23 protein-coding genes are annotated in these 25400 nt (G+C 61.8%); 5 read left to right on the top strand and 18 right to left on the bottom strand.

Annotated elements, in window-relative coordinates; translation table 11 throughout:
• Positions 1-26: 26 nt before the first annotated feature.
• Together BC363_RS10730 and BC363_RS10725 are read left to right on the top strand one after the other, a co-directional pair.
• Positions 27-1526 carry an aldehyde dehydrogenase family protein gene (locus tag BC363_RS10730; RefSeq protein ID WP_065781722.1) on the top strand — a complete coding sequence of 500 codons (1500 nt, stop codon included), beginning with the start codon at positions 27-29 and terminating at the stop codon, positions 1524-1526.
• A gap of 56 nt (positions 1527-1582) precedes the next feature.
• Positions 1583-3283: an amidohydrolase gene (locus BC363_RS10725; protein WP_065781723.1), complete on the top strand. Its 1701-nt coding sequence runs from the start codon at positions 1583-1585 to the stop codon at positions 3281-3283.
• Between the two features lie 73 nt (positions 3284-3356).
• On the opposite strand, the gene BC363_RS10720 is transcribed toward BC363_RS10725, so the two are convergent.
• The 9 genes from BC363_RS10720 to BC363_RS10680 all read right to left on the bottom strand — a co-directional run bounded on the left by BC363_RS10720 (position 3357) and on the right by BC363_RS10680 (position 11989).
• On the bottom strand, positions 3357-4115 hold the full coding sequence (locus BC363_RS10720; RefSeq protein WP_161952450.1) for a helix-turn-helix transcriptional regulator: 759 nt from the start codon (positions 4113-4115) through the stop codon (positions 3357-3359).
• A 60-nt stretch (positions 4116-4175) separates the two neighbouring features.
• The gene (locus BC363_RS10715; RefSeq protein WP_202618557.1) at positions 4176-5195 is read right to left on the bottom strand and encodes an agmatine deiminase family protein; all 1020 of its coding nucleotides are present in this window, start codon (positions 5193-5195) and stop codon (positions 4176-4178) included.
• 81 nt (positions 5196-5276) lie between these two features.
• Positions 5277-6155, bottom strand: a complete 879-nt coding sequence (gene aguB, locus BC363_RS10710; protein WP_065781725.1) for an N-carbamoylputrescine amidase — start codon at positions 6153-6155, stop codon at positions 5277-5279.
• A gap of 28 nt (positions 6156-6183) precedes the next feature.
• Positions 6184-7587, bottom strand: a complete 1404-nt coding sequence (locus tag BC363_RS10705; protein WP_065781726.1) for an aminotransferase — start codon at positions 7585-7587, stop codon at positions 6184-6186.
• A 61-nt stretch (positions 7588-7648) separates the two neighbouring features.
• The gene (locus BC363_RS10700; RefSeq protein ID WP_083223421.1) at positions 7649-8674 is read right to left on the bottom strand and encodes an extracellular solute-binding protein; all 1026 of its coding nucleotides are present in this window, start codon (positions 8672-8674) and stop codon (positions 7649-7651) included.
• Between the two features lie 38 nt (positions 8675-8712).
• A complete protein-coding gene (locus tag BC363_RS10695) occupies positions 8713-9549 on the bottom strand; it encodes an ABC transporter permease (RefSeq protein ID WP_083223422.1) in 837 nt (278 codons plus the stop codon).
• Between the two features lie 12 nt (positions 9550-9561).
• A complete protein-coding gene (locus BC363_RS10690) occupies positions 9562-10479 on the bottom strand; it encodes an ABC transporter permease (RefSeq protein ID WP_065781727.1) in 918 nt (305 codons plus the stop codon).
• Positions 10476-11657, bottom strand: coding sequence for an ABC transporter ATP-binding protein (locus tag BC363_RS10685; protein WP_083223423.1), 1182 nt, complete (start codon positions 11655-11657; stop codon positions 10476-10478). The genes BC363_RS10690 and BC363_RS10685 overlap by 4 nt, the downstream gene beginning before the upstream one ends.
• Before the next feature lie 137 nt (positions 11658-11794).
• Positions 11795-11989, bottom strand: coding sequence for a hypothetical protein (locus tag BC363_RS10680; RefSeq protein WP_065781728.1), 195 nt, complete (start codon positions 11987-11989; stop codon positions 11795-11797).
• Between the two features lie 191 nt (positions 11990-12180).
• On the opposite strand from BC363_RS10680, the gene BC363_RS10675 reads away from it, so the two are divergent.
• Complete coding sequence (locus BC363_RS10675; protein ID WP_083223424.1) at positions 12181-12426, top strand: LysR substrate-binding domain-containing protein; 246 nt, start codon at positions 12181-12183, stop codon at positions 12424-12426.
• Positions 12427-12627: 201 nt separating this feature from the next.
• On the opposite strand, the gene BC363_RS10670 is transcribed toward BC363_RS10675, so the two are convergent.
• Positions 12628-13860, bottom strand: a complete 1233-nt coding sequence (locus BC363_RS10670; RefSeq protein WP_065781730.1) for a benzoate/H(+) symporter BenE family transporter — start codon at positions 13858-13860, stop codon at positions 12628-12630.
• Between the two features lie 113 nt (positions 13861-13973).
• Here BC363_RS10670 and BC363_RS10665 point away from each other — a divergent pair, with 113 nt between their 5' ends.
• Positions 13974-15464: a PLP-dependent aminotransferase family protein gene (locus BC363_RS10665; protein WP_065781731.1), complete on the top strand. Its 1491-nt coding sequence runs from the start codon at positions 13974-13976 to the stop codon at positions 15462-15464.
• A 483-nt stretch (positions 15465-15947) separates the two neighbouring features.
• On the opposite strand, the gene BC363_RS10660 is transcribed toward BC363_RS10665, so the two are convergent.
• The 7 genes from BC363_RS10660 to BC363_RS10630 are packed head-to-tail and all read right to left on the bottom strand — an operon-like array spanning position 15948 to position 23669.
• Positions 15948-17612, bottom strand: a complete 1665-nt coding sequence (locus tag BC363_RS10660; protein WP_065781732.1) for a hydantoinase B/oxoprolinase family protein — start codon at positions 17610-17612, stop codon at positions 15948-15950.
• Between the two features lie 12 nt (positions 17613-17624).
• Entirely contained in the window at positions 17625-19697 is a 2073-nt protein-coding gene (locus BC363_RS10655) for a hydantoinase/oxoprolinase family protein (protein ID WP_065781733.1), read from the bottom strand.
• Positions 19697-20200 (bottom strand): GAF domain-containing protein, encoded by a 504-nt coding sequence (locus BC363_RS10650; RefSeq protein WP_202618556.1) that lies wholly within the window; start codon positions 20198-20200, stop codon positions 19697-19699. Before BC363_RS10650 ends, BC363_RS10655 begins: the two co-directional genes overlap by 1 nt.
• Positions 20187-20999, bottom strand: coding sequence for an ABC transporter ATP-binding protein (locus BC363_RS10645; RefSeq protein ID WP_065781734.1), 813 nt, complete (start codon positions 20997-20999; stop codon positions 20187-20189). Before BC363_RS10645 ends, BC363_RS10650 begins: the two co-directional genes overlap by 14 nt.
• Positions 20996-21886 carry an ABC transporter ATP-binding protein gene (locus BC363_RS10640; RefSeq protein ID WP_065781735.1) on the bottom strand — a complete coding sequence of 297 codons (891 nt, stop codon included), beginning with the start codon at positions 21884-21886 and terminating at the stop codon, positions 20996-20998. The genes BC363_RS10645 and BC363_RS10640 overlap by 4 nt, the downstream gene beginning before the upstream one ends.
• The gene (locus tag BC363_RS10635; protein ID WP_065781736.1) at positions 21883-22716 is read right to left on the bottom strand and encodes an ABC transporter permease; all 834 of its coding nucleotides are present in this window, start codon (positions 22714-22716) and stop codon (positions 21883-21885) included. The genes BC363_RS10640 and BC363_RS10635 overlap by 4 nt, the downstream gene beginning before the upstream one ends.
• Positions 22713-23669, bottom strand: a complete 957-nt coding sequence (locus BC363_RS10630; RefSeq protein ID WP_244519847.1) for an ABC transporter permease — start codon at positions 23667-23669, stop codon at positions 22713-22715. The genes BC363_RS10635 and BC363_RS10630 overlap by 4 nt, the downstream gene beginning before the upstream one ends.
• Here BC363_RS10630 and BC363_RS35395 point away from each other — a divergent pair.
• Positions 23653-23844, top strand: a complete 192-nt coding sequence (locus BC363_RS35395) for a hypothetical protein (protein WP_167590808.1) — start codon at positions 23653-23655, stop codon at positions 23842-23844. The genes BC363_RS10630 and BC363_RS35395 overlap by 17 nt on opposite strands.
• Here the strand turns inward: BC363_RS35395 and BC363_RS10625 are convergent.
• Positions 23813-25399, bottom strand: coding sequence for an ABC transporter substrate-binding protein (locus BC363_RS10625; RefSeq protein WP_065781738.1), 1587 nt, complete (start codon positions 25397-25399; stop codon positions 23813-23815). The genes BC363_RS35395 and BC363_RS10625 overlap by 32 nt on opposite strands.
• Position 25400: the final 1 nt, after the last annotated feature.

Genomic DNA, 25400 nt, shown 5'->3' with positions numbered 1-25400 from the left:
CGAACGGAGCACCGAGGGGACAGCCCATGGATATGAAGGCGCATGTAAATTGGCACGCAATCGCACGCGCCGTCAGGCCGGAAACGCGACTGCTGATCGACGGCAAATTCCGCCATGCGGCGAGCGGGGCAACGCTCGCCTCCGTCAACCCGGCAACCGGCGAGCACATCGCCGATATCGCCTGTGGGGGCGCGGACGATGTGGACCTGGCGGCGAACGTTGCCGCCAAGCGTTTCAGGGACGGCGTCTGGTCCAAAATGCCCCTGCGCCAGCGCGTCGATATCCTCACAAGATTTGCCGAGCTGATCGGCGAACATCGCGAGACGCTCGCCGTGCTGGACACGCTCGAGATGGGAAAGCCCGTCTCAGAAATGTGCACCATCGACATCCCTGCCAGCATCCTGACCATGAGGTTCATGGCCGAGGGGCTCGACAAGATCGGCGGCACTTGTCCGGTGACCAACGGCAACGCGCTGCACTACATCCTGCGCCAGCCACTCGGCGTCGTCGGCTGCATCACCCCATGGAATTATCCCTTGATGATGGCCGTGTGGAAGGTCGCCCCGGCGCTGGCGGCGGGAAACAGCGTGGTGCTCAAGCCCGCCGAAGACGCCTGCCTGAGCGCGTTGATGCTCGGACACCTGTTTCTGGAGGCGGGTGGCCCTGACGGCGTCTTCAATGTGGTCCCTGGCCTGGGCTCGGTCGCCGGCAAGGCACTTGCCCTGTCCCACGACGTCGCCAAGATCGCATTTACCGGGTCGACCGCTGTCGGAAGGCAGATGTACCGCTATGCCGCCGACTCCAACCTCAAGGCGGTCTCGGCCGAACTTGGCGGAAAATCGCCGCAGATCATCCTTGGGGATGTCGAAAACCTGGCGAAAGTCGCCGCGACGGTCGCCGATGGCCTGTTCGGCAACCAGGGCGAAGTTTGTTCGGCGGGCACGCGGATACTGGTCGCGCGCCCGTTGGAAGAGGAGTTCACGGAATTACTGCGCCAGGAAGCGCTTGCCCGCTACCGCCCGGGAGATCCGCTGGATCCCGCGACGACGATGGGCCCGCTGGTCAGCAAGACGCATCAACAGCGCGTCATCGGACATATCGCGACGGCCCTGGATGAAGGAGCGCGCTGCATCCTGGGCGGTCTGTCCGATCAGTCTTCCGAGATATCGGCCTTCGTGGAGCCGACACTCTTTGCCGGGGTCGACAACGGAATGTCGATCGCCCGCAACGAGGTCTTCGGCCCCGTCGGCGCCGTCATTGCCCATGATGGGCCGGAACACGCTGTCGCGCTCGCCAACGACAATCCCTACGGACTTGCGGCAGGGATCTGGACGACAAATCTAGGCGCGGCGCATCGGGCCGCGCGCGATCTGGAATGCGGCATGGTCTGGATCAACGGCTACATGAACGGTGACATGAGCCAGCCATGGAGCGGATGGAAGCTTTCCGGCCACGGACGCGACAAATGCCTCGACGCACTGGTGGATTCGACCCATAGCAAATCCGTATGGGTGACGCTCGAGTGACCCTGGCCTATGTGTGCCAAGAATTTGATCAAGACTGACGCGAGCAGGAGACCACGATGAAGACGTCAATCGGCACAGCGGCAGGCGCCGCGGCAGTCGCGTTCCTGACAACGTATGCGGTGGCGCCGGTCCTTGCGGCCGACGGGAACACCGTCATTCGCAACGCCGCAATCCACACGATGGCGACGGACGAGGTCGAGGCGGATGCCCTGGCGATCGATGCCAAGGGCGTCATCGTCGCCGTCGGCAAGGAAGCCGACGTGATGTCGAAGGCAGGCCCGAATGCGCGTATGATCGATCTCGACGGCAAGGCGGTTCTGCCTGGCTTCCAGGACACCCACGTCCACCTCATCGAGGCTGGCGTGAACGAGATCCTCTGCGAATTCGAACCGTTCGCCACATTGAAGCAGACCCGAGAGGCGATCGAGGCATGCGAAGCCGAGACGGAAAGCGAGTGGGTCTTCGGTTCCGGCGTGGGCATGCCGCATCTGCTTGACCAGACGGATAACCCGGTCGCCGTGCTGGACGAGCTCGTGCCCGATCGACCGGCGCTCATCCTCGATGACATCGGGCACGCGGCCTGGGCAAACAGCAAGGCCCTCGAGGCGGTGGGCTATGACACGATTGAAGGAAACCCGCCCGGCGGCATTATCCTGCGCAATCCAGACGGCCGGCCCAACGGCATCGTGCTGGAGAATGCCCAGCAGAAACTGCGCAATCTGGCTTTTCCCGATACGCCCGAGAACGAAGAGTTTGCCTATGAAAGCATGCTGCCGACGCTGAAGACCTTTGCCGAGAATGGCATCACCACGGTCAGCGATGCCGGCGGGTTCTGGCCCCAAGGTCATGTCAAGGCATGGGAGACAGCCGAGCGAAACGGGACCCTGACGGTACGAGCTTCCAACGCGCTCTATGTCTACCCGGACATGCCTTTCGACGAACAGGTCCAGAAACTCGCAAAGCTCTACAGCAACGATCCGGACCGGCTGTCGAAGTTCAACCAGGCGAAACTCTATGTCGACGGCATTCTCGAGCAGCGCACCGGTGCCGTGCTGCAGCCCTACCGGAAGGGACCGGGCATCGATCATGGCTTCGAATCCGGCTTCCTCTATTTCGAACCGCCGGTGCTGAATGACTATGCACGCGCGCTTTCGCAGATCGGCTTCAAACTGCATTTTCATGTGACGGGCGACCGCAGCGCGCGACTGGCCCTCGATGCGATCGATCAGGCGGACACGAAGCCGGGTCCGCATCGGCTCACCCACCTCTATCTTCTCGACCCGGCGGACTACGGCCGCTTTCGCGACACCGGGGCCGTTGTCGATTTCCAATTGGCGCCGAGCTCGCTCGATCCCGATTACATCGCCTTCATCCGCCAGTTCATCGGCAAGCGCGCCGATCGCATGATGCCGGCGGCGAGCCTGGAAAAGAGTGGGGCCACCGTCGTGATGAGCAGCGACTTCGATGCCGATGAGCTTTCGCCGCTCGTCAAGATCCAGGCGGCGCTCGAGCGCCCGAAGGAAGGCGCGCCGGACGTGCGCACCGCCGTTAAGTGGATGACCGTCAATCCCGCCCGGCTCCTCAATCAGGAGGACCGCACCGGAACGCTCGAGGTCGGGAAATATGCCGATCTCGTGGTTCTCGACCGAGACATCTTCGACATTCCCGTGGGCGAAATCGGTGAGACGTATGTGAAGGCGACCCTTCTGCAGGGCAAACCCGTCTTTGATGCGGACAGTCTGTTCGCTGCAGAATGACGGGCTGCGAAGGATTGTTGTGAATCCCATGCCTTGGCGCGCCGTAGACCGGCGTTTCGGCGTGGCGGGAAGATCACTGGCCGAACAGCAGCGAAAACAGCTCGCCCTGCGACGATATCTTGAGTTTGGAGTAAATGCGCTTTCGGTGAACCTTGACGGTTTCCGGACTGTTGCCGAGATGGCGGGCGATGCTTTTGGTCGAATGCCCCTTGAGCATCAGTCTGATGACCTCGGCCTCCCGATTACTGACCGGCATGCTTGCGAGCCGGTCGAATACGGGCTCTTGAATGTCGGGCGGGCCGACCTGACAGACTTCGGGCCAATGCTTGCGGCAAAGGGCTGATATCACCGGCAACAGCGCGTCAAGCGATGCCTTGCCGGAAGGATCGGCGTGATGATCCTCCCGCCGCAATCCGAGAGAGAGCGCTATGCTTGTGTTCGCGCCCGCCCCGACGAGGATGGCGATCTCGTCCCGTAATCCGGTTTCGGCATAGAAGATCCGGTAATATTCGCTCTCCCTGAAATCATCGGGCGCGCATTCGTCGAGACTGACGACGCGGTCACGCGGCTCGCTGGCGAACAGGCCGTAGAAGGGGTCGAGCAGATAGGCAAAGCCGAGATAGGGAGCGACTGTGCGGCGCGTGGCATCCGGATCGAGATCGCTGTGAAGCTGAACCGGTGGCCGGTCGGTCGAAAAGACGGAGATGAACAGGCTGTCGAAGCCGCATGCGCCTAGGCAAAGCTGGCGCAGGGCGTCGGGAAAATCCGGGCCGCCAAGCGCTGCGACAGCCTGCGAGAGGGGTTGCACATGCTCGAAAGGAATTCCCGTCATCCGCATCCCCACTCCCGAAAGCCTTATCACAAGCCTACCTTGTCGAACGCGTCAGCTTTGTCAAAGCGGCTCCTGCTGCGTGATGCAATGAATGCCGCCGCCTCCGATCGCAATTGAATCAATCCGCACCTCGCGGATCCGCCGGTCGGGAAACAGCGACTGGAACATCCGCCTGACTGTCGTGTCCGAAGCGATGCCATAGGCAGGCATGATCACCCCGCCGTTGACGAGGTAGGAATTGACATAGGAGCGGCAGAATTTCGGATGGGTCGAAGGGGCATCGACCGCCTCGGGGATGGTGACGATCCGGATTGGCCGACCCTTGGCGTCGGTCTGTCCCTGCGTCGCTTCATAATTGAGGCGAATATAGTCGTTCCACGGCGTGTCTTCTTCACCGGGGCTCTCCATCAGCACGACGCCGGGCGCAACGAAGACAGCGATACCATCGGTATGGCCATCGGTCTCGTCCTCGAGCGGGTTGCCCGGAAGCCAGATGACCTTTTCGCCGCCGAGCATCTCCAGTAACTCGCGCTCGATCTGCTCGCGCGTCCAATCCGGATTGCGGTTGCGATTGGGAAAGCAGGTTTCGGTGGTGATGATGGTGCCCTCTCCGTCGACGCTTACGCCACCGCCTTCGGCAACCAGAGCGGAGACAAAGCCGGTTACGCCGGCCGCATCCACGACGGCTCCGGAGAAGCGGGCATCCGCGTCATGCGGATGATACTTGCCGCCCCATGCGTTGAAGCGGAACCGTGTCGCTGCCCTGCGGCCGTCGACGGATTTGAGGAAGCACGGGCCAGCATCGCGGGCCCAGCTGTCGTCGATCTCAGTTTCGACGATATCGATCGACGGATCGAGCAGCGCTCGGGCACCGGCGACGTCTGCCGGCTGCACGGCCATCGTGACCGGCTCGAACTCGCGAATGGCATGAGCGACGGCAGCATAGTCGCGCCGGGTCGCTTCAATATCATCCCAGACCGCGCGGCGACCGGGCCACATCATCCAGGTCCGCTTGTGCGGTTCCCATTCCGCCGGCATGCGGAAACCGGCTTGTCGTGGCGTCTGATTCAGCATTTTCATTCTTTCTGCCTAAGGTACTTGCTGTCGATTGCAAAACGGCTTCGGGCCGTTGGTCCTGTCGAATGCGGCTGGCGATATCACTCAACCGCGGCTTGTCTGCCCGTCCAACGTCAGGATCGGCCCGTAGAGATCCGGGCGGCGATCGCGATAGACCCCCCATGAGCGGCGGTAGCGTCTCACATCGTCGAGATCGAATGTCGCAAGCAAAAACGTTTCGTCGACGCGGTTGGCTTCGGCCACGATCAGGCCGGTATGGTCGGCAATGAAGGAGCTGCCATAGAACGTGCTGGTGGTTCTGCCGTCCACTTCTGTCCCCACGCGGTTCGATGCGATGAGCGGCACCATGTTCGCCGCCGCATGGCCCTGCATGGTGCGCTGCCAATGGCCCGAGCTGTCGAGGTCGGGGCTGTTCGGTTCGCTGCCGATCGCGGTCGGAAAGAACAGCAGTTCGGCACCGTCGAGCGCCAGCAGACGAGCCGTCTCGGGAAACCATTGGTCCCAGCAGATGCCGCAGCCGATGCGGGCATAGCGCGTATCTATCGCCCGCAGTCCGGTATCACCCGGGCTGAAGTAGAACTTTTCCTCATAGCCGGGCGCCTGCGGAATGTGAGACTTCCGGTAGTTCCAGAGGATCTCGCCGTCGGCATCGATGATGGCCAGTGAATTGTATTGAACCGGGCCGGCCTTCTCGTAGTAGGAGATCGGCAACACGACGGAAAGTTCCTTCGCCACGGCACGGAAGCGGTTGATCGCCCGATCCTTGCCAAGTGGTGCTGAAAGCTCCAGATGCGCAAGGTTCTGCTCCAGGCAGAAATAGGGCGTCTGGAACAGCTCCTGCAAAAGTATGATGTGCGCGCCATCCTCATGCGCGAGCCGGATCAGCTCCTCTGCCTTTTGAATGTTTTCATCGACATCCCAGCTGCAGGCCATCTGGGTTGCTGCGACCGTCACTTGGCTCATTCGATTGTCCTTCGCCGTTTCTGCCGTTTCAACGCGCAGCCATGAAGTCCGCAACGGAACCGGAGATTGCTTCGAGGATCTCGTCGCACTGGCTTTCGGTGATGATCAGGGGCGGCGAAAGGATGATGCGATTGCCGACAGGCCGCACGATAACCCCGCGCTCGCCGCAGCCCTTGAAGATCTTTTCCGTCGCCTTTTCATGGGCGGGAAGAGGCTGGCGCGTAACCTTGTCCGCGACGAAATCGATGCCGAGCATGAGCCCGCCGCCGCGCACGTCACCGACGATATCGTGCTTCAACAGGAGACGGGCCTTCTGCTGCAGGTAGGCACCAACCCGCGCTGCATGGGCAAGCAGCTGCTCGCGTTCCATGATCGCGATGTTGGTGAGCGCCGCCGCGCAGGCGACGGGATGTCCGGAATAGGTAAGGCCCATGGAAAAGACGCCACCCTCGCATTGCGGGCGGCTGATAACGGCATGGATCTCATCGGAAATCAGCGTGGCTCCGAGCGGGATGTAGCCCGAGGTGATGCCCTTGGCGGAAACAAGAATGTCCGGCTGGGTCTCGTAGATCCGATCAGAGGCGAACCATTCGCCAAGGCGGCCAAAAGCCGTGACCACCTCATCAGCGATGTAGAGGATGTCATGACGGCGGCAGACCGCCTGCATCGCACGATGATACCCCTTCGGCGCGACCAGAACGCCACCTGCGCCCATGATCGGCTCGGCGATGAAGGCTGCGACATTTTGCGGGCCGAGCTGCTCGATCCGCATCTCGAATTCCGCCACCAGAAAGTCGCGATACGCGTCTTCGGTCATGTCCGTGGGCTTGGCATAGCAGTCCGCGGCGGAAACGTGATGGATGAAATCCTCGCCGACCTGGGAGAAACCATATTTGGTGCCGTGGATGCCGGTGAGGCCAGCCGCCACATAGGTCGCACCGTGATAGGCGTTGTTTCGCGAGATGATCTTGCGCTTGCCCGGCTGCCCTCGCATGGCGAAGTAGTAGTGAACGATGCGGATGGCCGCATCGTTGGCCGTCGAGCCGCCGCAAGTGTAATAGACATGGTTGAGACTGCCAGGCGAAAGGTCCGCCAGCCGGGCAGCCAGTTCCGCTGCCGGAACATTCGTCGAGGCTCCGAAGGGATTGTAATATTCCATATCCAGTACCTGCCGGGCGATGGCGTCGGCCATCTCCCGGCGGCCATGGCCTATGTTGACGCACCACAATCCCGCGATGCCATCGAGGAAGCGTTGCCCGGTGCTGTCGGTGACGAACATGCCTTCGGCTTTTTCGATCACCTGGCTGCCGGTCGCGGCAAAGGTCGTGAAATCGGCATAGGGATGAAGGACGTGGTCGCGGTCCATTTCCCATGCGGAACGGCTGTTGAGGCGCGTGCGTTCGCTGGCACCGAGGTTGTGCTGGATCGTCATCTTCTTTCTCCGGAAGGTTTGACACGGTCGAGCCGTGTCAGGACTGTTTGTCGCGATGGGCTCAGCGCAAGAGCTTGGTCCAGACGCGGTCGTAGAGCTTGGTCACCGCGGGCGAACAGGCCGGAAGAAATTCCGGTGTCGGCGCATCGGCAGGTGGATTGAGTTCGGGTGCAGCCGCAAGCGCCTTGTCGACAAAGGCCTCGGCCCCCTTGATGCCGTTGGAATAGCGGGCGTAGTTGGTGATCATCGCCGCATTTTCGGGGGCCATGACGAAGTTTACCCAGAGCTTGGCGTTTTCGAGGTTCGGCGCACCCTTCGGCACGGCAACATTGTCCATCCAGCCGGTATAGCCTTCCTTCGGATAGATATATTCCAGCGTCGGCTTCTCGTCGCGAGCCCGCATTGCATAGCCGTTCCAGCTCATCGAGACGACGGCCTCGCCCGAAGCAAGCAACTCCTTGGTCTCGGAATTGTAGCTCTTTACGAACGCCTTCTGCGTCGTCAACAGGTCGAGCACCGCCTTCAAATCCCCCGGGTTCTCGTTGCAGCGCGGCTTGCCGAGATAGCGCAGTGCCATGTTGATCACGTCGTTGACGTCGCGCAGCATGTTGATCTTGCCCTTGGTCGCGTCATCGGGCTCAAAGAGCGTCTTCAGCGAGTGATCTGCGCCGTCGACGAGCGCGCTGTCGATGACGAAGCCGGTGGAGCCCCAGGCCCAGGGCGCCGAGTAGACGCGGCCCGGATCCCAGAACACGTCCCGCCACGTCTCGTCGACATGCCTGAAGTTCTCCATCTGCGAAGCATTGATCGGTTCCAGCAGACCCTCGCGCACCAGGATCGTCATCGTGTCGTGCCCGGGCACGATGACGTCATAGCCACCGGCGCCTGATTTCAGCTTCGCCAGCATGGTCTCCATCGAATCATAGGTGTCGATGTGAACCTTGACGTCGTGGGCCTTCTCGAACTTGGCCACCATCTCCGGCGGCGTGTATTCGCCCCAGGTGTAGATAAAGAGGTCGCCGGCGGCGAAAGCGGGGTGGCCGGCCACGCAGGCCAGCAATGCGGTGGGCAGAATGAGCTTCATCATGCGAGAGTTCCCCTTTTTTGATTGTTGTCAGGCGGTTGTCAGTGTTTGTGGCCGACCCGGCCGATAAGGGCAGAGACAAGGACGAGCACGGTGGAAGCACCGAGCATCAGCGTCGAGATGGCATTGACTTCGGGCGTCATACCGAGCCGCAGCATGCCGTAGATGTGGAGCGGCAAGGTGGTTGCGCCCGGTCCGGCCACCAGCGCGGTGATGATGAAATCGTCGAGCGAGATGATGAAGGCGAGCAGCCATCCGGACAGCAGCCCCGGCACCAGCAGCGGCAGAGTGATGCGGGTGAAAGCCTGCGCCGGCGAGGCGTAAAGATCGGCCGCCGCCGCCGGCAAGCTCGGATCCAACCCCTCCAGCCGCGCCTTGATCGGCAAATAGGCGAATGGGATGCAGAAGACAATGTGCGCCATCAGGATGGTGACGAAGCCGAGGCTGATGCCGATGGCCACGAAGAACACCAGCGAGGCAACGGCTGTGACGATTTCCGGTACCATCAGTGGGAAGGTCAGGACCACATAGGCCGCCTCTCCGCCGGTTGCTCGGCGATTGGCGGTGGCAGTGGCGGCACCAAGGGCCAACAGCGTGGCGACTGTCGCGGCGATGACGGCGATGATCACGGAGTTCAGCGCCGCGGTCTGGATATTCTCGTTGCTGAAGACGGTCGTATACCATCGGAGGGAGAAACCGCTCCACCGGCTGACCGAGCGGCCGTCGTTGAAGGAATAGGCCGCCAGAAAGACGATCGGCGCGTAGAGGAAGGCGAGGCAGCCGACCGCGACCGAGCCGAAGCCGGCAAAGGCGCGGATATCACCGATGCGGGACGTGGCGGTGACCGTTTTCGTGATCGATGAGGAGGTGTTGGACATCGGTTGGTCTCCTTAGCGGCAATCGGACTTCTGGTGCCCGGCCCGACGGGCAAGCCACAGGAGCACAAGGAGCGTGAGCGTCAGCAGGATCATCGACAGCGCCGCGCCGAACGGCCAGTTTCGCGCGCTCTGGAACTGGGTGCCGATCAGGTTGCCAATCATCAGGGTCTTGCCGCCGCCGAGGATGTCGGGGGCGAGATACGAGCCGATCGACGGAATGAAGACGAGAAGGCTTCCGGCGATGAGGCCGGGCCGCATGACCGGCAGCACGATGCGGAAGAAGGCGATGCGGCGGCTGGCATAGAGGTCGTAGGCCGCTTCCAGCAGCCGGAAATCGAAACGCTCGAAGGCCGAGTAGAGCGGCAGCACCATGAAGGGCAGGAAGGAATAGATCAGCCCGAGGCAGACCGCAAAGCCGTTGTAGCTCAAGGGCAAAGGCTCGCTGACGATCCCGAGATTCATCAGGACAGCGTTTATCGGACCATCGCCGCGCAGAACAAAGAGGAGCGCGATGGTGCGGATCAGCAGGTTGACCCAGTAGGGAATGGTGATCAGCACCAGCCAGATATTCTTCTGCCGCTCCGGCCTGGTGGCGATGTAATAGGCCGTCGGCACGCTGATGACGAGGCAGAGCACCGTTGCGATGCCCGCCTGAAAGACGGAGCGCGCCAGGACGATGAGGTAATCGGGCGTAAACGTCAGGCTGTCATCCAGAAAATCCCGTTCGAACAGGATCGAGCTGTAGGCTTCGGTCGTGAATACCCATTCGACGCCGCCATAGGGCGCGGCCTGCAGGAAGGAGTAGACGAACATGATCGCCATCGGCGCGACCATGAAGACCAGGATGACAGCGATGGCGGGACCGAGCAGGCCGAGATCGGCAAGGCGCGGCGAGATGCGGGAGGAAAGGGAAAATTGCCGCGCGCTCATGACAGCAGCACCTTGATCGAGCCAGGCTCGAAACCCACCCCGACTTCGTCGCCGGGCGCGAAATCCAGGAGGCCGCGCAATCCGCCTCGCGGCGCCCGGGCGGTCAGCGACTGGGCTCCGGCAACGAGGTGATACTCGACCGCGTTTCCGAGATAGGTCCGGGCAACGACACGTGCCATGCCGCTGCACGTTTCCTCGCCGGCCTCGCGGATAATCAGCCGTTCGGGACGAATGGACAGTGACACGGCCTGCCCGACCGCAAGTGGCCATTCGACCGGTGTACGGATGTCGGCGAACCCCTCGATGGTCAGGTTCGCCTCGGTGCCGGTCAGTCCCGACACCCGCGCATCGAGAAGGTTGGATTCGCCGATGAAATCGGCAACGAAACGGCTTTCCGGATGCTCATAGATCTCTTCGGGCGTGCCGACCTGCTGCAATCTTCCCTGGTCGATGACCGCGATCCTGTCACTCATCGCAAGCGCTTCTTCCTGATCGTGGGTCACGAAGATGAAGGTGATGCCGGTTTCCCGCTGCAGCGCCTTAAGTTCGAGGCGCATTTTCTGCCGGAGCTTCAAATCCAGCGCCGATAGCGGTTCGTCGAGCAGAAGCAATTTCGGTCGAGGCGCCAACGCCCGGGCAAGCGCAACGCGCTGCCGTTGGCCGCCGGACATCGTGTCGGGTTTGCGATCTGCGTACTCGGTCATGTGCACGAGCTCGAGCATGCGCTCGACCGTGCGCTCCGTTTCGGCGCGCGAGGTACCGAGCATTTCGAGCCCGAAGGCAATGTTGCGCCGAACGGTCATATGCGGAAAGAGCGCATATTGCTGAAACACGGTGTTGACCGGCCGGGCTTCCGGCGGCAGCCGGCTCACATCCTGGCCGAAGATCGTGCAGGTCCCGGCGCTTAAGGTTTCGAAGCCGCCCAGGATGCGCAGAAGCGTTGTCTTGCCGCAGCCAGACGGGCCAAGCAGGGTGAAGAACTCGTTGGCATGGATCGACAGATGGAAATTCTTCAGCGCCTCATAGGCCCGTGAACTGCCGGCGTTGTAGACTTTCGAGAGCCCCTTCACTTCCGCAGCGATCGTGTCTTGTCGCGGATCGTGAAGCCTTGGCTTTTCCGTTAAACCTTGAGCACGCTCGCTCGAGCGCGAAATCGATAGGCTGGCACTGGTTCGCATCTGATGTTCCCCTTGTTCGGGACTGAAACTTCCCGTCTTTTCCAAGGAGTATGGGGACATGGCGGAAGTGCGTTAAGTCACCCTTAGGGGGTATCGCCCGCGGATCCGTGGACCCGCGGGCAACGCCGGACGTGCGTCTATCCCTGCGCTTCGCTTTGCGGCCGCCTGCCGCGCAGGATGACGACCAGGGCCGTCACAACGGTCATCAGCACGGAAATCGCCGCGATCGCCGGATCCAGATCGAGACGCAGATTGTCCGACATCCTCTTCGGCAAAGTCGTGACGTTGACGCCGCTGATAAAGAGGGTGACCGAACTCTCCTCCCAGGACATCACGAGGCTGATGAACCAGGCCGTGAAGAGGCCGAAGCGTATATTGGGCAGCGCTGGTGCCGATGCTGGCGAGCCACGTGTCGGCGTCCAGGAGTGCGCGGTAGTGGCGCAGCGAATAGTCGCCTTCAGGCAGCGAAAGAAACCGGTTCGCGGTAAAGGAGAACGGGACGACCGCCGCCGACGTCCGACGGCTGTATTTCGAGGACTTCAACCAAAACCTCGCCGCCGCGCGCGTCGGCTTGGGTATCACGATGGGCGACAACATCACGGCTGCGGAGGAACTGGCCCAGGGTGCGCTGGTCCGCCCGCTGAAGGGCTCACTCAAGGCTTCGCCAAAAGGCTACTATGTGCTGACACAGAAGGGCCGCGAGAACTCCCCGCTGTCAAAAGTGTTCATCGAATGGATCTTCAACGAAGCCAAGAACGCAGCTGACTGACCCCAGTCCCGGCTGCTTTGGCCCTTTCACGCCCGCCCCGAAAATGGCCATGGCGATGACGGTATCGAAACATTTCCTGCATAAACCGAGAAATTCTTGCCCACCTGCCGAAGCAGCACCTGAAACGTGCGGAACTGGCAGCGGCGTAGCCTTCGACAACCGTTTCGGCATCGAGCGAAGCTGTGTTCCTAAGCGCGAACATCATTCGGCCGCACCCTCGCGGGCAGCCAGTTCAGCACGCTCGCGGCGCGGCAGGCGACCGTTCAGCACGATGTAGGCCACAAGACCGATCACGAGCCCCCAGAACGCACCGCCAATGCCGAGCAAGTTGATATTCGCGGCCGATGCGAGGAAGGTAATCAGCGCGGCCTCGCGGGACTTCGGATCAGCCATCGCACCAGCGAGACTGCCGCCGATTGTGCCCAGCAGCGCAAGTCCGGCCAGCGTCGTGATGAACGTCGCCGGCAATGCCATGAAGACCGCCGCAAGTGTCACACCGAATACGCCGACAAGCACATAGACGACACCCGCTGCGATCCCCGCCAGCCAACGCTTGGCCGGGTCTTCGTGGGCTTCCTTGCCTGTAGCGATCGCGGCGGTGATAGCCGCGACGTTGAAGGCGTGTGAGCCGAACGGCGCCATGACAAGTGAGCCAAGTCCCGTCATCGTCACGATCGGATTGGCGCTGGTCCTGAAGCCGTCATTGCGCAGAACCAGCATCCCCGGCATGTATTGCCCCGTCAGGGTGACCAGAAACAGCGGTAGCGCAACACTCAGGAGCGCATTCAACGAGAATTCCGGCAGAGTGAACACCGGCGCCGCCAGCTTCAGCTGAAGCCCGGAAAGGTCGACGCGGCTCTGCATAACCAAGAATGCAAGTCCGAGCACCAATATGCCGACCACGGCATAGCGCGCGGTAAAGCGTTTCAGCAGGAGATAGGCGATGATCAGAAGCCCGACCAGCAGCGGATCGACCGTCGCGCCACCAAAGGCCCCGATGCCGAATTGCAGCAATATGCCCGCGAGCAGGCCTGAGGCGATGCCAGGCGGAATCAGCTTGATGACCTTGTCAAAACAGCCCGACAATCCCAGCACCACGAAGGCTGCCGCCGAGAGCAGATAGGCGCCTACCGCTTCAGCGTAGGGGGTAGTGGCAAGGGCGGTGACGAGGAAAGCCGCAGCCGGCGTCGACCAGGCCGTAATGATCGGCTCGCGATACCGCCAGCTCAGGAACAGTCCCGTCAGGCCGACGCCGATTGAAACAGACCACACCCAGGATGCCGTTAGCTCTGGACTTAGGCCGGCAACCTTTGCGGCCTGAAAGACCAGAATGAAGGTTCCGCCGTAATTGACGATGACGGAGATCAATCCGGCGACGATCGGGTGCGTGAAGTCGCTTAAACGTAGGGGCGATGGTGACGAGATAGGCTGCATGATCCTGTTGAATCTCCTGAAGATCTCTGGCCCCGGGGCCGTGATGCGGCTTGACTTTTAACCGATGAATGGCCTGATATTTCCCTCCACTTTTCGAGAGGTAGCCAGACCATTTGTTCAAACATTCCCAATTGGAATCCGTGAAGGCATGGCTTGCCCATCCCGCACATGCTGAGCTGCCGCTGCATGCGCGGATCCAGCGGGCGGTACGGCAATTGATCGTCGACGGTGCGCTTGGCCCCGGCAAGCCACTGCCAGCCTCACGCGCCCTCGCCAAGTCGCTTGGCGTATCCCGCGATACGATCGAGGCCGCCTATTCCCAGCTCCATGCAGAGGGCTTTATCGACCGGCGGGTGGGCAGCGGCAGTTTCGTGGCGGAGATGACCGCGTTCTCCCCTGGCCATAAGCCCTCGCAACGGCGCGCGCTTCTGCGCCATCAGCCAGCGAACCTCAGCAAACGCGGAACTACAATGTTCCGCAGCGGCGGAGTATACGAGCAGCTTGCCCCCAGACCGTTTGCGCCGGGCGTGCCTGAGACGCGCAGCTTTCCGCTTCCACTCTGGCAACGCCTGGAGCGGCAAGTGCTGAAGGAAACAGGCACGCGAGCGCTGCTTCATGGCGATCCGCAAGGCACGGAGCCGCTTCGGCGCGCGATCGCCGACTATGTCAACCTTGAGCGCGGTGCTCGCGCCAGCGCCGACCGGGTGCTGGTCCTCACGAGCTCGCAACAGGCGATGACGCTCTGCGCCAATATGCTGCTTGATCCGGGAGATCGCATCTTGATCGAGGATCCAGCTTACTACGGCGCGCGGAAGGCGTTCGACGCTGCCGGGCTGGAATGCATACCAATTCCCGTCGACGATCATGGGATCGCGGTCGAACAGATCCTGGACGAGCCGCGCAAGGCCAAGGCCGTCTTCGTCACGCCTTCCCATCAGTTTCCAACCGGCGCAACACTTGTGCTCGAGCGACGACTTTCCCTCATCGAATGGGCCGCCAGACATCAGGCCTGGATCATCGAGGACGACTACGACAGCGAATTCCACTACGACGGCAAGCCAACGGCCTGCGTGCAAGGTCTCGATCCACATGACCGGACCATTTACATCGGCACCTTCACCAAATCTCTTTTTCCCGGGTTACGGATCGGGTACGTCGTCCTGCCTCCGCAGCTGGTCAAACCGATGACCGTCGCACGCACGCTGCTTGACGGCCACACCGCCTCGGCGGCGCAATTGACGCTTGCCCGTTTCATGGAAGGAGGACATTTCGGTGCGCATGTTCGCACCATGCGCGGCATTTACGCTGACCGGCTCAAAATCCTCACCAGCCTTATTGCGAAACACCTTTCGGCCTTCGTCGAACCGCGCATCCCGATCGGCGGGCTCCAGATGCCGTGCGTGCTGACCTGCGACTTGCCCGAGCGTGCAGCCATCGATGCCGCCCGGCGCGTCGGCATCGAACTTCTGGGGTTATCGGCGCTTCATGCATCCGGTGACGGCACGGCTGGGTTTCTGATGGGTTTTGCCGCCTACACGCCGGACGAACTTGAACTGGCAGTCAGAAAGCTCGCAGACGCACTGAAGACCCTGAAAAGCCCATAGCCAACCCTATTCCATCTGCGACTTTCACGCGCTCGACAGCCTCCGGGTAGCCTACTGCATAATTTATCCTTAAATCGGAATCGATTTAAGGATAAATTATGCAGCAAGTTTAAAGTGTTACAGCGTCCTTAGCGCGTCATGTTTGACGCGCGGCGCTGTAGGAATTAAACCGCCCGGCTGCAGGCGGCCGGCGCGATCTCGACGTCTTCGTTCAAGTGCACACATCCGGCGAGACCAGCAAATACGGTCTCCCGCCAACGAGCTGCTGGCGGTCGTCAAGCGTCGAGCGTCTACCGGCATATCCCCGGCTCAGGCCCGCGCGGCCTGATGACGCTCGCGATCTTCAGCGCAGACAAGGAGCGAATGCGAAACTGTTTCCGGTTGCCGCGCAGTCTGCGGGACCGTGCCGCGCTTATCGATCCGGCGGGCCGCGATCCAATGGCCGAAGCGCCAAAAGGCACCTCGGCTCATCTTTGATCGGGCCTAGCCGACATAGCCGTGCACCTGTCGCGCCCGTTCGGGCGAGATATAACCGTTGCGGATATCGTCGGCGACTGAAGTCGGATCGCGCTCCTTCGGGTCGCCAAGTCCGCCGCCCGTGCCTGTAATGATCCGGATGACGTCGTTCGTATCCACCTTGATGCCGGATCCGAAGGCGTAGCGCTCATTGCTTCCGTCCTTGCGCATGACCAGCGCATAGTTTGGCGTTCCCTCGTTACCGCCGTCGAGCGACCAGGGCAGGATGCGCGAACGGGTGTAGCCAAGCGTCAGGAAGCTGTCGTCGCGGCGAATGCGGTAGTCGATGCGGATACCGTGACCGCCGGACCATTTGCCTTCGCCGCCGGCATCGGTGTTGAGCTCCATGCGATCGACAATGAGACCGTTGCGCGCCTCGGAAATCTCGGCCGGGCAATTGTAGGTCTCACCATGCACGCCCGAGAAAATCGCGCTGTTGCCGTCCCGGCCGGCACTAGCGCCCCATCCGCCAATCTGCGGTTCGATGATCGTGTACTGGCGACCGGTGTCGGGATGGATGCCGCCGATGAACGTGCCGGCGATCGAGGAGAAATGCCCGGCCGGCAGCTTGTGGGGCATATGCGGCGCCAGGCAGCGCCAGACCAGATCGTAGGCCCGGATTCCAATCTCGTAGTAGAAGCCGACGGCAGCCGGCTCCCTTGCATGGAAGCAGGTACCTTCCGTGGTCAGAACCTTGAGCGGGCGGAACGATCCTTCGTTCGCCGGCGAGGTCGGGTCGGTCAGCGCCTTGAAGATGACCTGCATGCTGACCAGCGTATCGTCGCGGCAGGCGTTCGACGGCCCTTCGTCCTGCGCAGGGTTGTCGCGCAGGTCAATCACGAACTCGTCGTCGCTGATTGTCACCTTCACGTTGAAGAACCGGCCGTCGTCCTGCTCCTCCGTGAGCTCGAACGTGCCATGCGGCAGCTTGGCAAGCTCGGCGCGGGTGACTTCCTCCCCAAAGTTCATGAAGCTGTCCATGGCGGCCTCGAAGGTCGAGACGCCGTACTTCTCCGCGAGTTCGGCCAGGCGCCTGGCGCCGATGCGAACCGACGCGATCGCCGCCCAGAGGTCGCCCTCGATAAAATCGGGCATGCGCGAATTGACGGTGATGATGTCGAAGACGGCCGGGATCGGTTCGCCCCGGGCAATCATCTTGATCGCCGGCAGCCGCAAGCCTTCCTGAAAGATTTCCGTCGCATCAGCCGAGAGCGAGCCCGGCGACTTGCCGCCGACGTCGGAATTGTGGGCAATATTGGCGGTCCAGGCGATGATCCTGCCGTCGGCGAAGACGGGCATCGCGACGACGAGGTCGTTGAGATGGGTGACGCCGCCGTAATAGGGATCGTTGGTGATGAACACGTCGCCCGGCTCGATATCACCGGGCTTGTTGAACTTCTCCAGCAGCACCTTGACCGATTTGTCGAGCACGCCGATGAAGCCGGGGATACCGGCGCCGGACGACGCCAGCCGGCCGGTCGCATCAGTGATGCCGGTGCCCATGTCGAGCACCTCGTAGATGATCGAGCTCATTGCCGTCTTGCGCATGGCGGCAAACATCTCGTCGGCCGTTGCCTGCAGCGAATTCTGGATGATCTCCAGAGTGATGGGGTCGTGGGAAACTGAAGTCATACCCCGCTCTCCTCAAGCCTTGAGATTGATATGGATGTTGCCGAAGCCATCGACCTCGACGCGATTGCCGGGATGGATGACGATCGTCGTCCCGGGATCTTCGATCACCGCAGGGCCGGAAAACGTCATGCCGGGCTCGAGCTTTTCGCCGTCGTAGATCGCGGCCTTGTGGACACCCTCGAGCGCGTAGTCCACCTCGCGCTCGCCCTTGGAAGCCACCTCGGCCTTGGCACCGGTCGGCTCTTTATGGCGCATGGTCAGTTTGCCGACCTCGGCTGAGGCAACCAGGTGAATGCCGACAAGCTCAACCGGCGCGTCGAGCCGGTAGGTATATTCGCGCTCGTAGGTCTCGTGGAATGCCGCCTCGATCTCGGCCAGCCTTGCGTCCGAAATCGCCCCCTCGATCAGGACCTCGGTCGTGTGCTCCTGGTTCTGGTAGCGGAACTTGCCGTATCGCAGGAACTTGACCTTCGACGCATCCACTTCCTCTTCGCCGAACTGCTGAAGGGCGACCGCTTCGGTCTCGGCGAACAGGGCCTCGACAGCATTGCCGGCGCCCGCCTTCAATTCCGCCAGCTTGGTGACGAAGAAATCGCGGCGAAGGTCGGACATCATCATGCCCCAGGCGGAGAAGACGGCGGCGCCCGCCGGAATGACCACCTTCTTCACGCCGAGTTCGGCGCCGAGCGCCACCGCATGCATGGCACCGCCGCCGCCGAAGGCGACGAGCGTGAAGTCGCGCGGATCATGCCCGCGGTTGAGGGAAACCAGCTTCAGCGCGTTGACCATATTGTTGTTGGCGATGCGGATGATGCCGCGCGCCACATCGCTAGGGCTCGCACCGAGCTTTGCGCCGACATCGCTCAATGCTTTCTCAGCCGCCGCCATGTCTGCAATGACCGAGCCGCCGCAGAAATAGTCACGGTTGATACGGCCAAGCCAGAGGTTGGCATCAGTCGTCGTCGGGCTCGTGCCGCCGCGCCCATAGGCGGCCGGTCCCGGCATCGCACCGGCCGACTTCGGGCCGACATGCAGCTTGCCGAAATCGTCCACCCAGGCGATCGATCCGCCACCATTGCCGATTTCAACCAGGTCGACCACCGGCACCATGATCGGATAGCCGGCAGAGGTCCGATCGCGCTCGATCCAATAGTCGGTCATGATCCTGACCTTGCCGTCTTCGATCAGCGAGCATTTGGCCGTGGTGCCGCCGATATCGAGGGCGAGCACGTTCCGTTCGCCGATCAGCTTGCCGAGCTCGGCAGCGCCCCAGAAGCCAGAGGCTGGCCCGGACTCGACCATGGTGATCGGGATCTTCGAGACGGAATCCAGGGAATCGACGCCGCAATTCGACTGCATGATGAACAGGTTGCCGTCGAAGCCGCGATCCTTGAGACCGTCGTTCAGGCGGCCGAGATAGCGCTCAGCGGCCGGCTGGACATAGGCCGACATGACCGCCGTGTTCGTGCGCTCGTATTCGCGCCACTCGCGGGTGATCTGGTGGGAGGAGACCGCTGATATGCCGGGCCAAAGGCGTCGCATCTCTGACAGGGCCGCCTGCTCATGCGCCGGGTTGGCGTAGGAGTGCAGGAAGCAGATGGCAACCGCCTCGACACCGTCGGCGCGAAAGTCGTCCAGGATCGCTTTCAGCGGCGCGAGATCGAGCGGCTGCAGTTCCTCACCCTTGTAGTTCATCCGTCCCGCCAGCTCGCGGCGCAGATAACGCGGCACGAAAACCTCCGGCTTCACATAATGAAGGTTGAAGAAGTCCGGTCGGTTGCCGCGGGCGATTTCGAGCGTGTCGCGAAAGCCCTCGGTGGTGATGAGGCCGACTTTCACGCCCTTGCGTTCGGTCAGAGCGTTGATGACGACGGTGGTACCGTGGGCAAGGAAGTCGACCGTCTTCGGGTCGATCGCCGCCTTCTCCAGGACATTGAGCACGCCCTGCTCGAAGTTGGGCGGGGTCGTGTCAGACTTGGCGGTGATGATCCGGGACTGGCCCGTGGCGTGATCGGTCTCGAAGCAGACCAGATCGGTAAAGGTGCCGCCGACGTCGGTGGCAACGCGAATGGTTTTCTCGGCCATTATCTTGCTCCGGCTTTCATCTGTTCATGGAGAAGCATGCAAACGGCGCCGGGCAGTTTCAGCGCCTCGGCCGCCTTGATGCGTTCGTCGGTGTAAAAGCCCGCTTCGTGCAGGCAGTTCAGCGTGCCGATGACTTCGCCATCGACGATGATCGGCACATTGATGACGGATTCGCAGCCAAGCGACTGAATCAGCTCATGATCGTCGAACACCGTGGCGATGTCTTCGATCGTGTTGGCGACAAAGGTCTGCTTGTCACGCAATGTGATATCTGACCAACGGGTGTCGTTGTAGGGCTTCGTTCCCAGCACCGGATAGGCGTCGGGCATATTGGAGTAGACGCGTTCGGAGAACTTATCCTTCGTGTCGCTGGTCATGATCGTGAACAGCTTCACGCCGACGACGTCGTGGGTGAGCTTTTCCAAGGCGGCATAGGCCGCCTGCGGCTGTTGGCCGGCAGCGGCCACGGCTTCGACGAAGAATTTATAGTCAGGCATCTGCATGGTCATTCTCCATAAGTCGGTCGCGAAGAGCCGCTTCCTCGCGGCTGACGACCGGAACCGCGCCGATGAGGCGGCGGGTATAGTCATGCTTCGGGGTGGTGAAGAGGTCCGTCGTCGTACCGAGTTCGACGAGTTTGCCGCGCTCGAACACGGCAACGCGGTCGGCGATGTTGCGCACGACGGAAAGGTCGTGGGTGATGAAGATATAGGTGAGGTTGCGTTTCACCTTGAGGTCCTGCAACAGCCGGAGCACGCGGGCCTGGACCAGAACGTCGAGCGCCGAGGTCGGCTCGTCCAGCACCACCAGTTCGGACTGGCAGGCGAGCGCCCGGGCGATCGCCACGCGCTGCCGTTGGCCGCCGGAAAGCGCGGCCGGTGCGCGGGTGCGGAAGTCGGCGGGCAAACCGACTTCTTCCAGCAGACGCCCGGTCTCGGCATCGCGCGCCTTGCGGTCGCCAATATCGTGAACGTCGAGCGCGAGACGAAGCGAGGCGCCGATCGATCGTCGCGGATTGAGCGAGGACAGCGGGTTCTGCTGCACAAGCTGGATCCGGCGGCGATGCCGCTTCGTCCTCGTCTGGTCAAGCGGTTCGCCGTCGAAGATCATCTCGCCCGAGGTCGCACCGTAGATGCCGAGGATGACGTTGGCGATCGTCGATTTGCCCGAGCCGGACTCACCGACGATCGCCAGGCATTCGCCCCTGGCGACGTCGAAGGAAACGGTGTCGAGCGCACGAACGGTGTTGGAGCCGACCGTGAATTCCTTGGACACGGAGCGTATGGAGAGCAGAGCACTCATGCCAGCAGTTCCTTCTCGCTAAAGCCGGCATGGGCCGCAAGCGGCGCGAAGAAATCGTCGGTCGTCTCGGCGATATCCGGGATGCCCCCGCCGGTAATCCGGGGAACTGCCGCCAGCAGCGCGCGCGTATAGGGATGGCGTGGATTGTCGAACAAGGCGCCAGTCGGCCCCTGCTCGACGATGTTGCCCTGATAGATGACGTAGACCCGATCGGCGAACTCGCGCACGACGCCAAGATTGTGCGAGATGAACAGCACGGCGGTGTCGTGCTTTTCCGCAAGAGTGCTCATCAATCGCAGCGTCTGCGCCTGAACCGTGACATCGAGTGCCGTACCGGGTTCATCGGCCAACAGAAGCGACGGATTGTTGGCGAGCGCCATGGCGATCATCACGCGCTGGTTCATACCGCCCGAAAGCTGGAACGCATAGGAATCGAGCACGCGCTCCGGTTCGTGGATCGACACATCGGCAAGCGCCTCGACCGCCTTGCGGCGTGCGTCGGCAGCGGAGATACCCGGCGTCGCGCGGTCGAGTACCTCGCGAAACTGCGCTCCGATCGTATAGGTCGGGTTCAGCGAGGACGTCGGGTCCTGAAAGATCATCGACATCTTCGTTCCGCGCAGCTGATGCCGCTCGCGGCGGGACAGCCGATCGAGCTCCCGGCCTTCGAATTCCAGCTTGCCCGCAATCCGGGCCGTCTTCATCTGCTGCAGCAGGCCGAGAACGATGCGAGCCGTCACCGACTTTCCCGAACCGGACTCACCGACGAGAGCGACACGCTCTCCCTTGCGGATATGCAGCGATATGCCGTGCAGCACCTCGACCAATCCGCGATGCGTCTTGAAGGCGAGCTTCAGGTCTTCGATCTTGAGGGTCGGAGCACTCATTGATCCACTCCCAGGATTTCGCGCAGGGCGTCGCCGATGAGGTTGAAGCCGAAGACGGCAATGAGAATGGCAAGGCCGGGGAAGACGGTCAGCCACCAGCTGTCGGGCAGATATTTGGCGCCTTCAGCGACCATCGAGCCCAGATCAGGCGTCGGCGGCTGAACACCAAGTCCAAGGAACGACAGCGACGAGGCAATCAGGATCACGAAACCGAAGTCGAGCGTCATCTTGGTCAGGATCGACGGCACGCAGTTCGGCAGGATTTCGCGGAACATGATGTGCAGCTTCGAGGCGCCGATGACCTCGGCAGCGAGCACATAGCCCTCCTCCTTCTCGGAGCGGGCGAGATTGTAGACGAGCCGGGTGTACCAGGGCCACCACATGACGGTGACCGCGATCATGCCATTGGTCAACGTCGGCTCCAGCAGCCCCATCATCGACATGGCAAGCACCAGCGGCGGGATCGACAGGAAGACATCGGTCAGCCGCATCAGCAGATATTCGGTCCAGCCGCCGACATATCCAGCGATCAGTCCGATCGCGACGCCGACCGGAACCGCAATCGCCAAGACGACGATGCCGAGTACGAGCGAAATGCGATAGGCATAGATGATGCGGCTGAAGAGATCGCGGCCGACCAGATCCGTGCCGAATATGTAGGGCCATTCCGGCGCCTTGTTGAAGTTGACGAAGTCGACGACAGCGCCGCGATGCTCGGGAAACGGCGCTATGAGATCGGCGAACACGGCCGACAGCACCGCGAGCGCGACCAGGATCAGGCCGATGAGCGAAAGCGGATTGCGGGTAAGGATGAGAAGCGTTCTCTTCATGACGCCCTCTGGGAAAGACGGATGCGCGGATTGATGATGGAGACCAGCAGGTCGACGACGATGTTCACGATCAGGAACAGGGCCGACATGATCAGCACTGTACCGACGATGGCGTTGAGATCCTTGCGCAGAATGACGGCGACGCCGTAGCGCGACAGGCCGGGCCAGGCAAAGACCGCTTCGACAAGGAAGGCGTTGCCGAGCATGGCTGCAAAGTCGAGCCCGATGATGGTCAGCGACGGGATCAGCGACGGCCGGAAGGCATAGCGCCTGGCGATGCGCTTTTCGGCAAAACCATAGGACTGCGCCATCTCGATATAGGGCTTGTCGTAGGTCTCCACCATGTTGGAGCGGACGAGCCGTGCCGCCTGCCCGATGCCCGACAACGCCAGCGCGAACGCCGGCAGCACGATATGCCACGCCGCATTGCCGAAAGCTCTGATATTGCCGGCGAGCAAGGTGTCGATCAGCAGGAAGCCGGAAACGGGTGGGATCGTGAAACTATCGGAGATGCGGCCCGCAATCGGAAAGAGCGGCAGGAAATAGGCAAAGACCAGCATCAGGATCACCGCCCACACGAAACCCGGGGCGGAAACGCCGAGCAACGTCACCATCCGGATCGCATGATCGATGAAAGTGCCGCGATGGCGCGCCGAGAGAATGCCGAGCGGCAGACCGAAAGCGACCATCATCAGCCCGGCGATGATGACCAATTCCAGCGTTGCGGGTAGAAACTGGGCGATGTCCGACGTTACCGGCCGATTGGTGTAGAGCGATGCGCCGAGATCGCCCCGCACCAGGTCCGCGAGAAAATAGCCGTATTGCGTCAGGAACGACTGGTCGAGATGCAGCCTGTCACGAAGGGCGGCAATCGCTTCGGCCGTGGCGTTCGGGCCGAGTGCGATGCGGGCGGGATCGCCGGGGATGACCCGGGCGATGGCGAAAATCAGCAAGGAAACTCCGATCAAAACGATCAATGAGGTTCCCAGCCGCTTCGCAAGGAGGCGGATTAAAGACGGCATCTTGGTGGTTCTCGGTTGGGTCTGTCAGCAGACGACGGTCCGCGCCGCCGTCAGCGGCGCGGATGGCGCTTCGATCATTCCTTCATTTCCATCAGGCGGAAATTGAAGCCGAAACCCGCAAGCGGGAACGCCTTGGCCGGATCCGTCAGGGCCGGCACGGAAACACGGTTGCTCGCGGCAAAGACGGCGGTCTGATCCTGAGCGAAGATCGACGGGGTCACTGTCAGCAGACGCTTGCCGAGGTCCTGATAGATTTTCGCCCGGCCGTCGTCGCTTTGCTCCGCGCGGCCCTTGTCGAGCAGCGCATCGACCTCGGCGTCTTTCAGATATTCCGGCGCCTGCCAGGTGCCAGCGGCCGACGAATGGTACATGCCGTAAAGCAGCGTATCCGGATCGCCGGTCAGCGTGTTGACGAAGAGCTGCGAGATGTTCGGCGTGTTTTCCGGCTTGGAAACCTGTTCGGAGAACAATGCCCAGGGTAGCTTCTTGACCTCGGCCTTGATGCCGATTTCGGCGAAATTTGCCTGCATCAGCAGTGCAAAGCGCTCTTCGAGCGGAACTTCGCCGATCCAGGAGAGCTCGACATTCATCTCCTCCGGTCTGTACTTGCACTTGGCGAGATGTTCCTTGGCTTTCTCGACGTCACGCTTCAGGACGTTGTCCTGCGGCAGCGCACCGAGCATGCCGACGGGGATCGCACCGGTGGCGGGGCTGCCCTGCGAGACCTTGTCGTTGATGGCGACGATCTTGACGCCGGACTCGTAGTCGAAGGCATAGGAGACCGCGAGGCGGCACTCGGCATCGTCGAACGGCGGCTTGGCGGTGTTCATCTTGATGTAGAAGCCGGTCGTGCCGCGCTCGGTGAGCAATTGCGCGCCGTCGGCCGCCAGCGACTTCAGCACTTCCGGCGGCAGCCACTGCGAAGAGATGTCGTGCTCGCCCTGGGAAATCAGGGTGCGAACCGTCGCGGCCTCCAGGCCGTAACGCATGCGCACCGTATCCGGCGCCTTTGCCGGCACGCCGAGGAAGTACCCGGCGTTCTTCGACATCACCGTCTCCTCCTGCGGATTGTGCGAGACGACCTTGTAGGCACCGGTTCCGGCCGCATTGGCAGACAGGAAGCCCTGGCCCCAATCCTTCATCTCGCCATCGCCATTGCCGAGATGCTCGAGCACCAGCTTCTTGTCGACGACAGGCAGGCGCGTCAGCGCCGAAATGAAGGGTGAATAGGGTTGTTTCAGCGTGAAGCGCACGGTGGCGGCATCGATGGCTTCAACCTTGTCGACGTTTTCGAAGAGGTAGGAGAGACCGCTGCCAAGCGCCTTCATTCGTTCGAAGGAGAAGACCACGTCATCGGCCGTGAGCGGATTGCCGCTCTGGAACTTGACGTTCGTACGCAGTTTGAAGGTGTAGGCAGTGCCTTCCACCTCCCAGCTTGCCGCCAGATGCGGGGCGTAGCCCGGCTGCCCCTGCTTGGGAATGACGAGAGCGTCATAGACGTTGAAGATCAGGATCGAGTCCGCGTAGTCGGAGGCCTTGGCCGGATCAAGCTCGCCGACGGGCGCCTCATCAAGCCGCAGGACCGTCTCGGCCGCTGCAAGGCCGTGGACCGAGGATGCTGTCAGGAGGGCCGCGGCCAGCATCTTCATGATGGTTTTCATT

The sequence above is a fragment of the Ensifer sp. LC384 genome, from assembly GCF_001695865.1.
Classification (GTDB): domain Bacteria; phylum Pseudomonadota; class Alphaproteobacteria; order Rhizobiales; family Rhizobiaceae; genus Ensifer.
The sequence above is the reverse complement of the archived record's forward strand: the minus strand, read 5'-3'. Positions and strand labels throughout refer to the sequence as shown.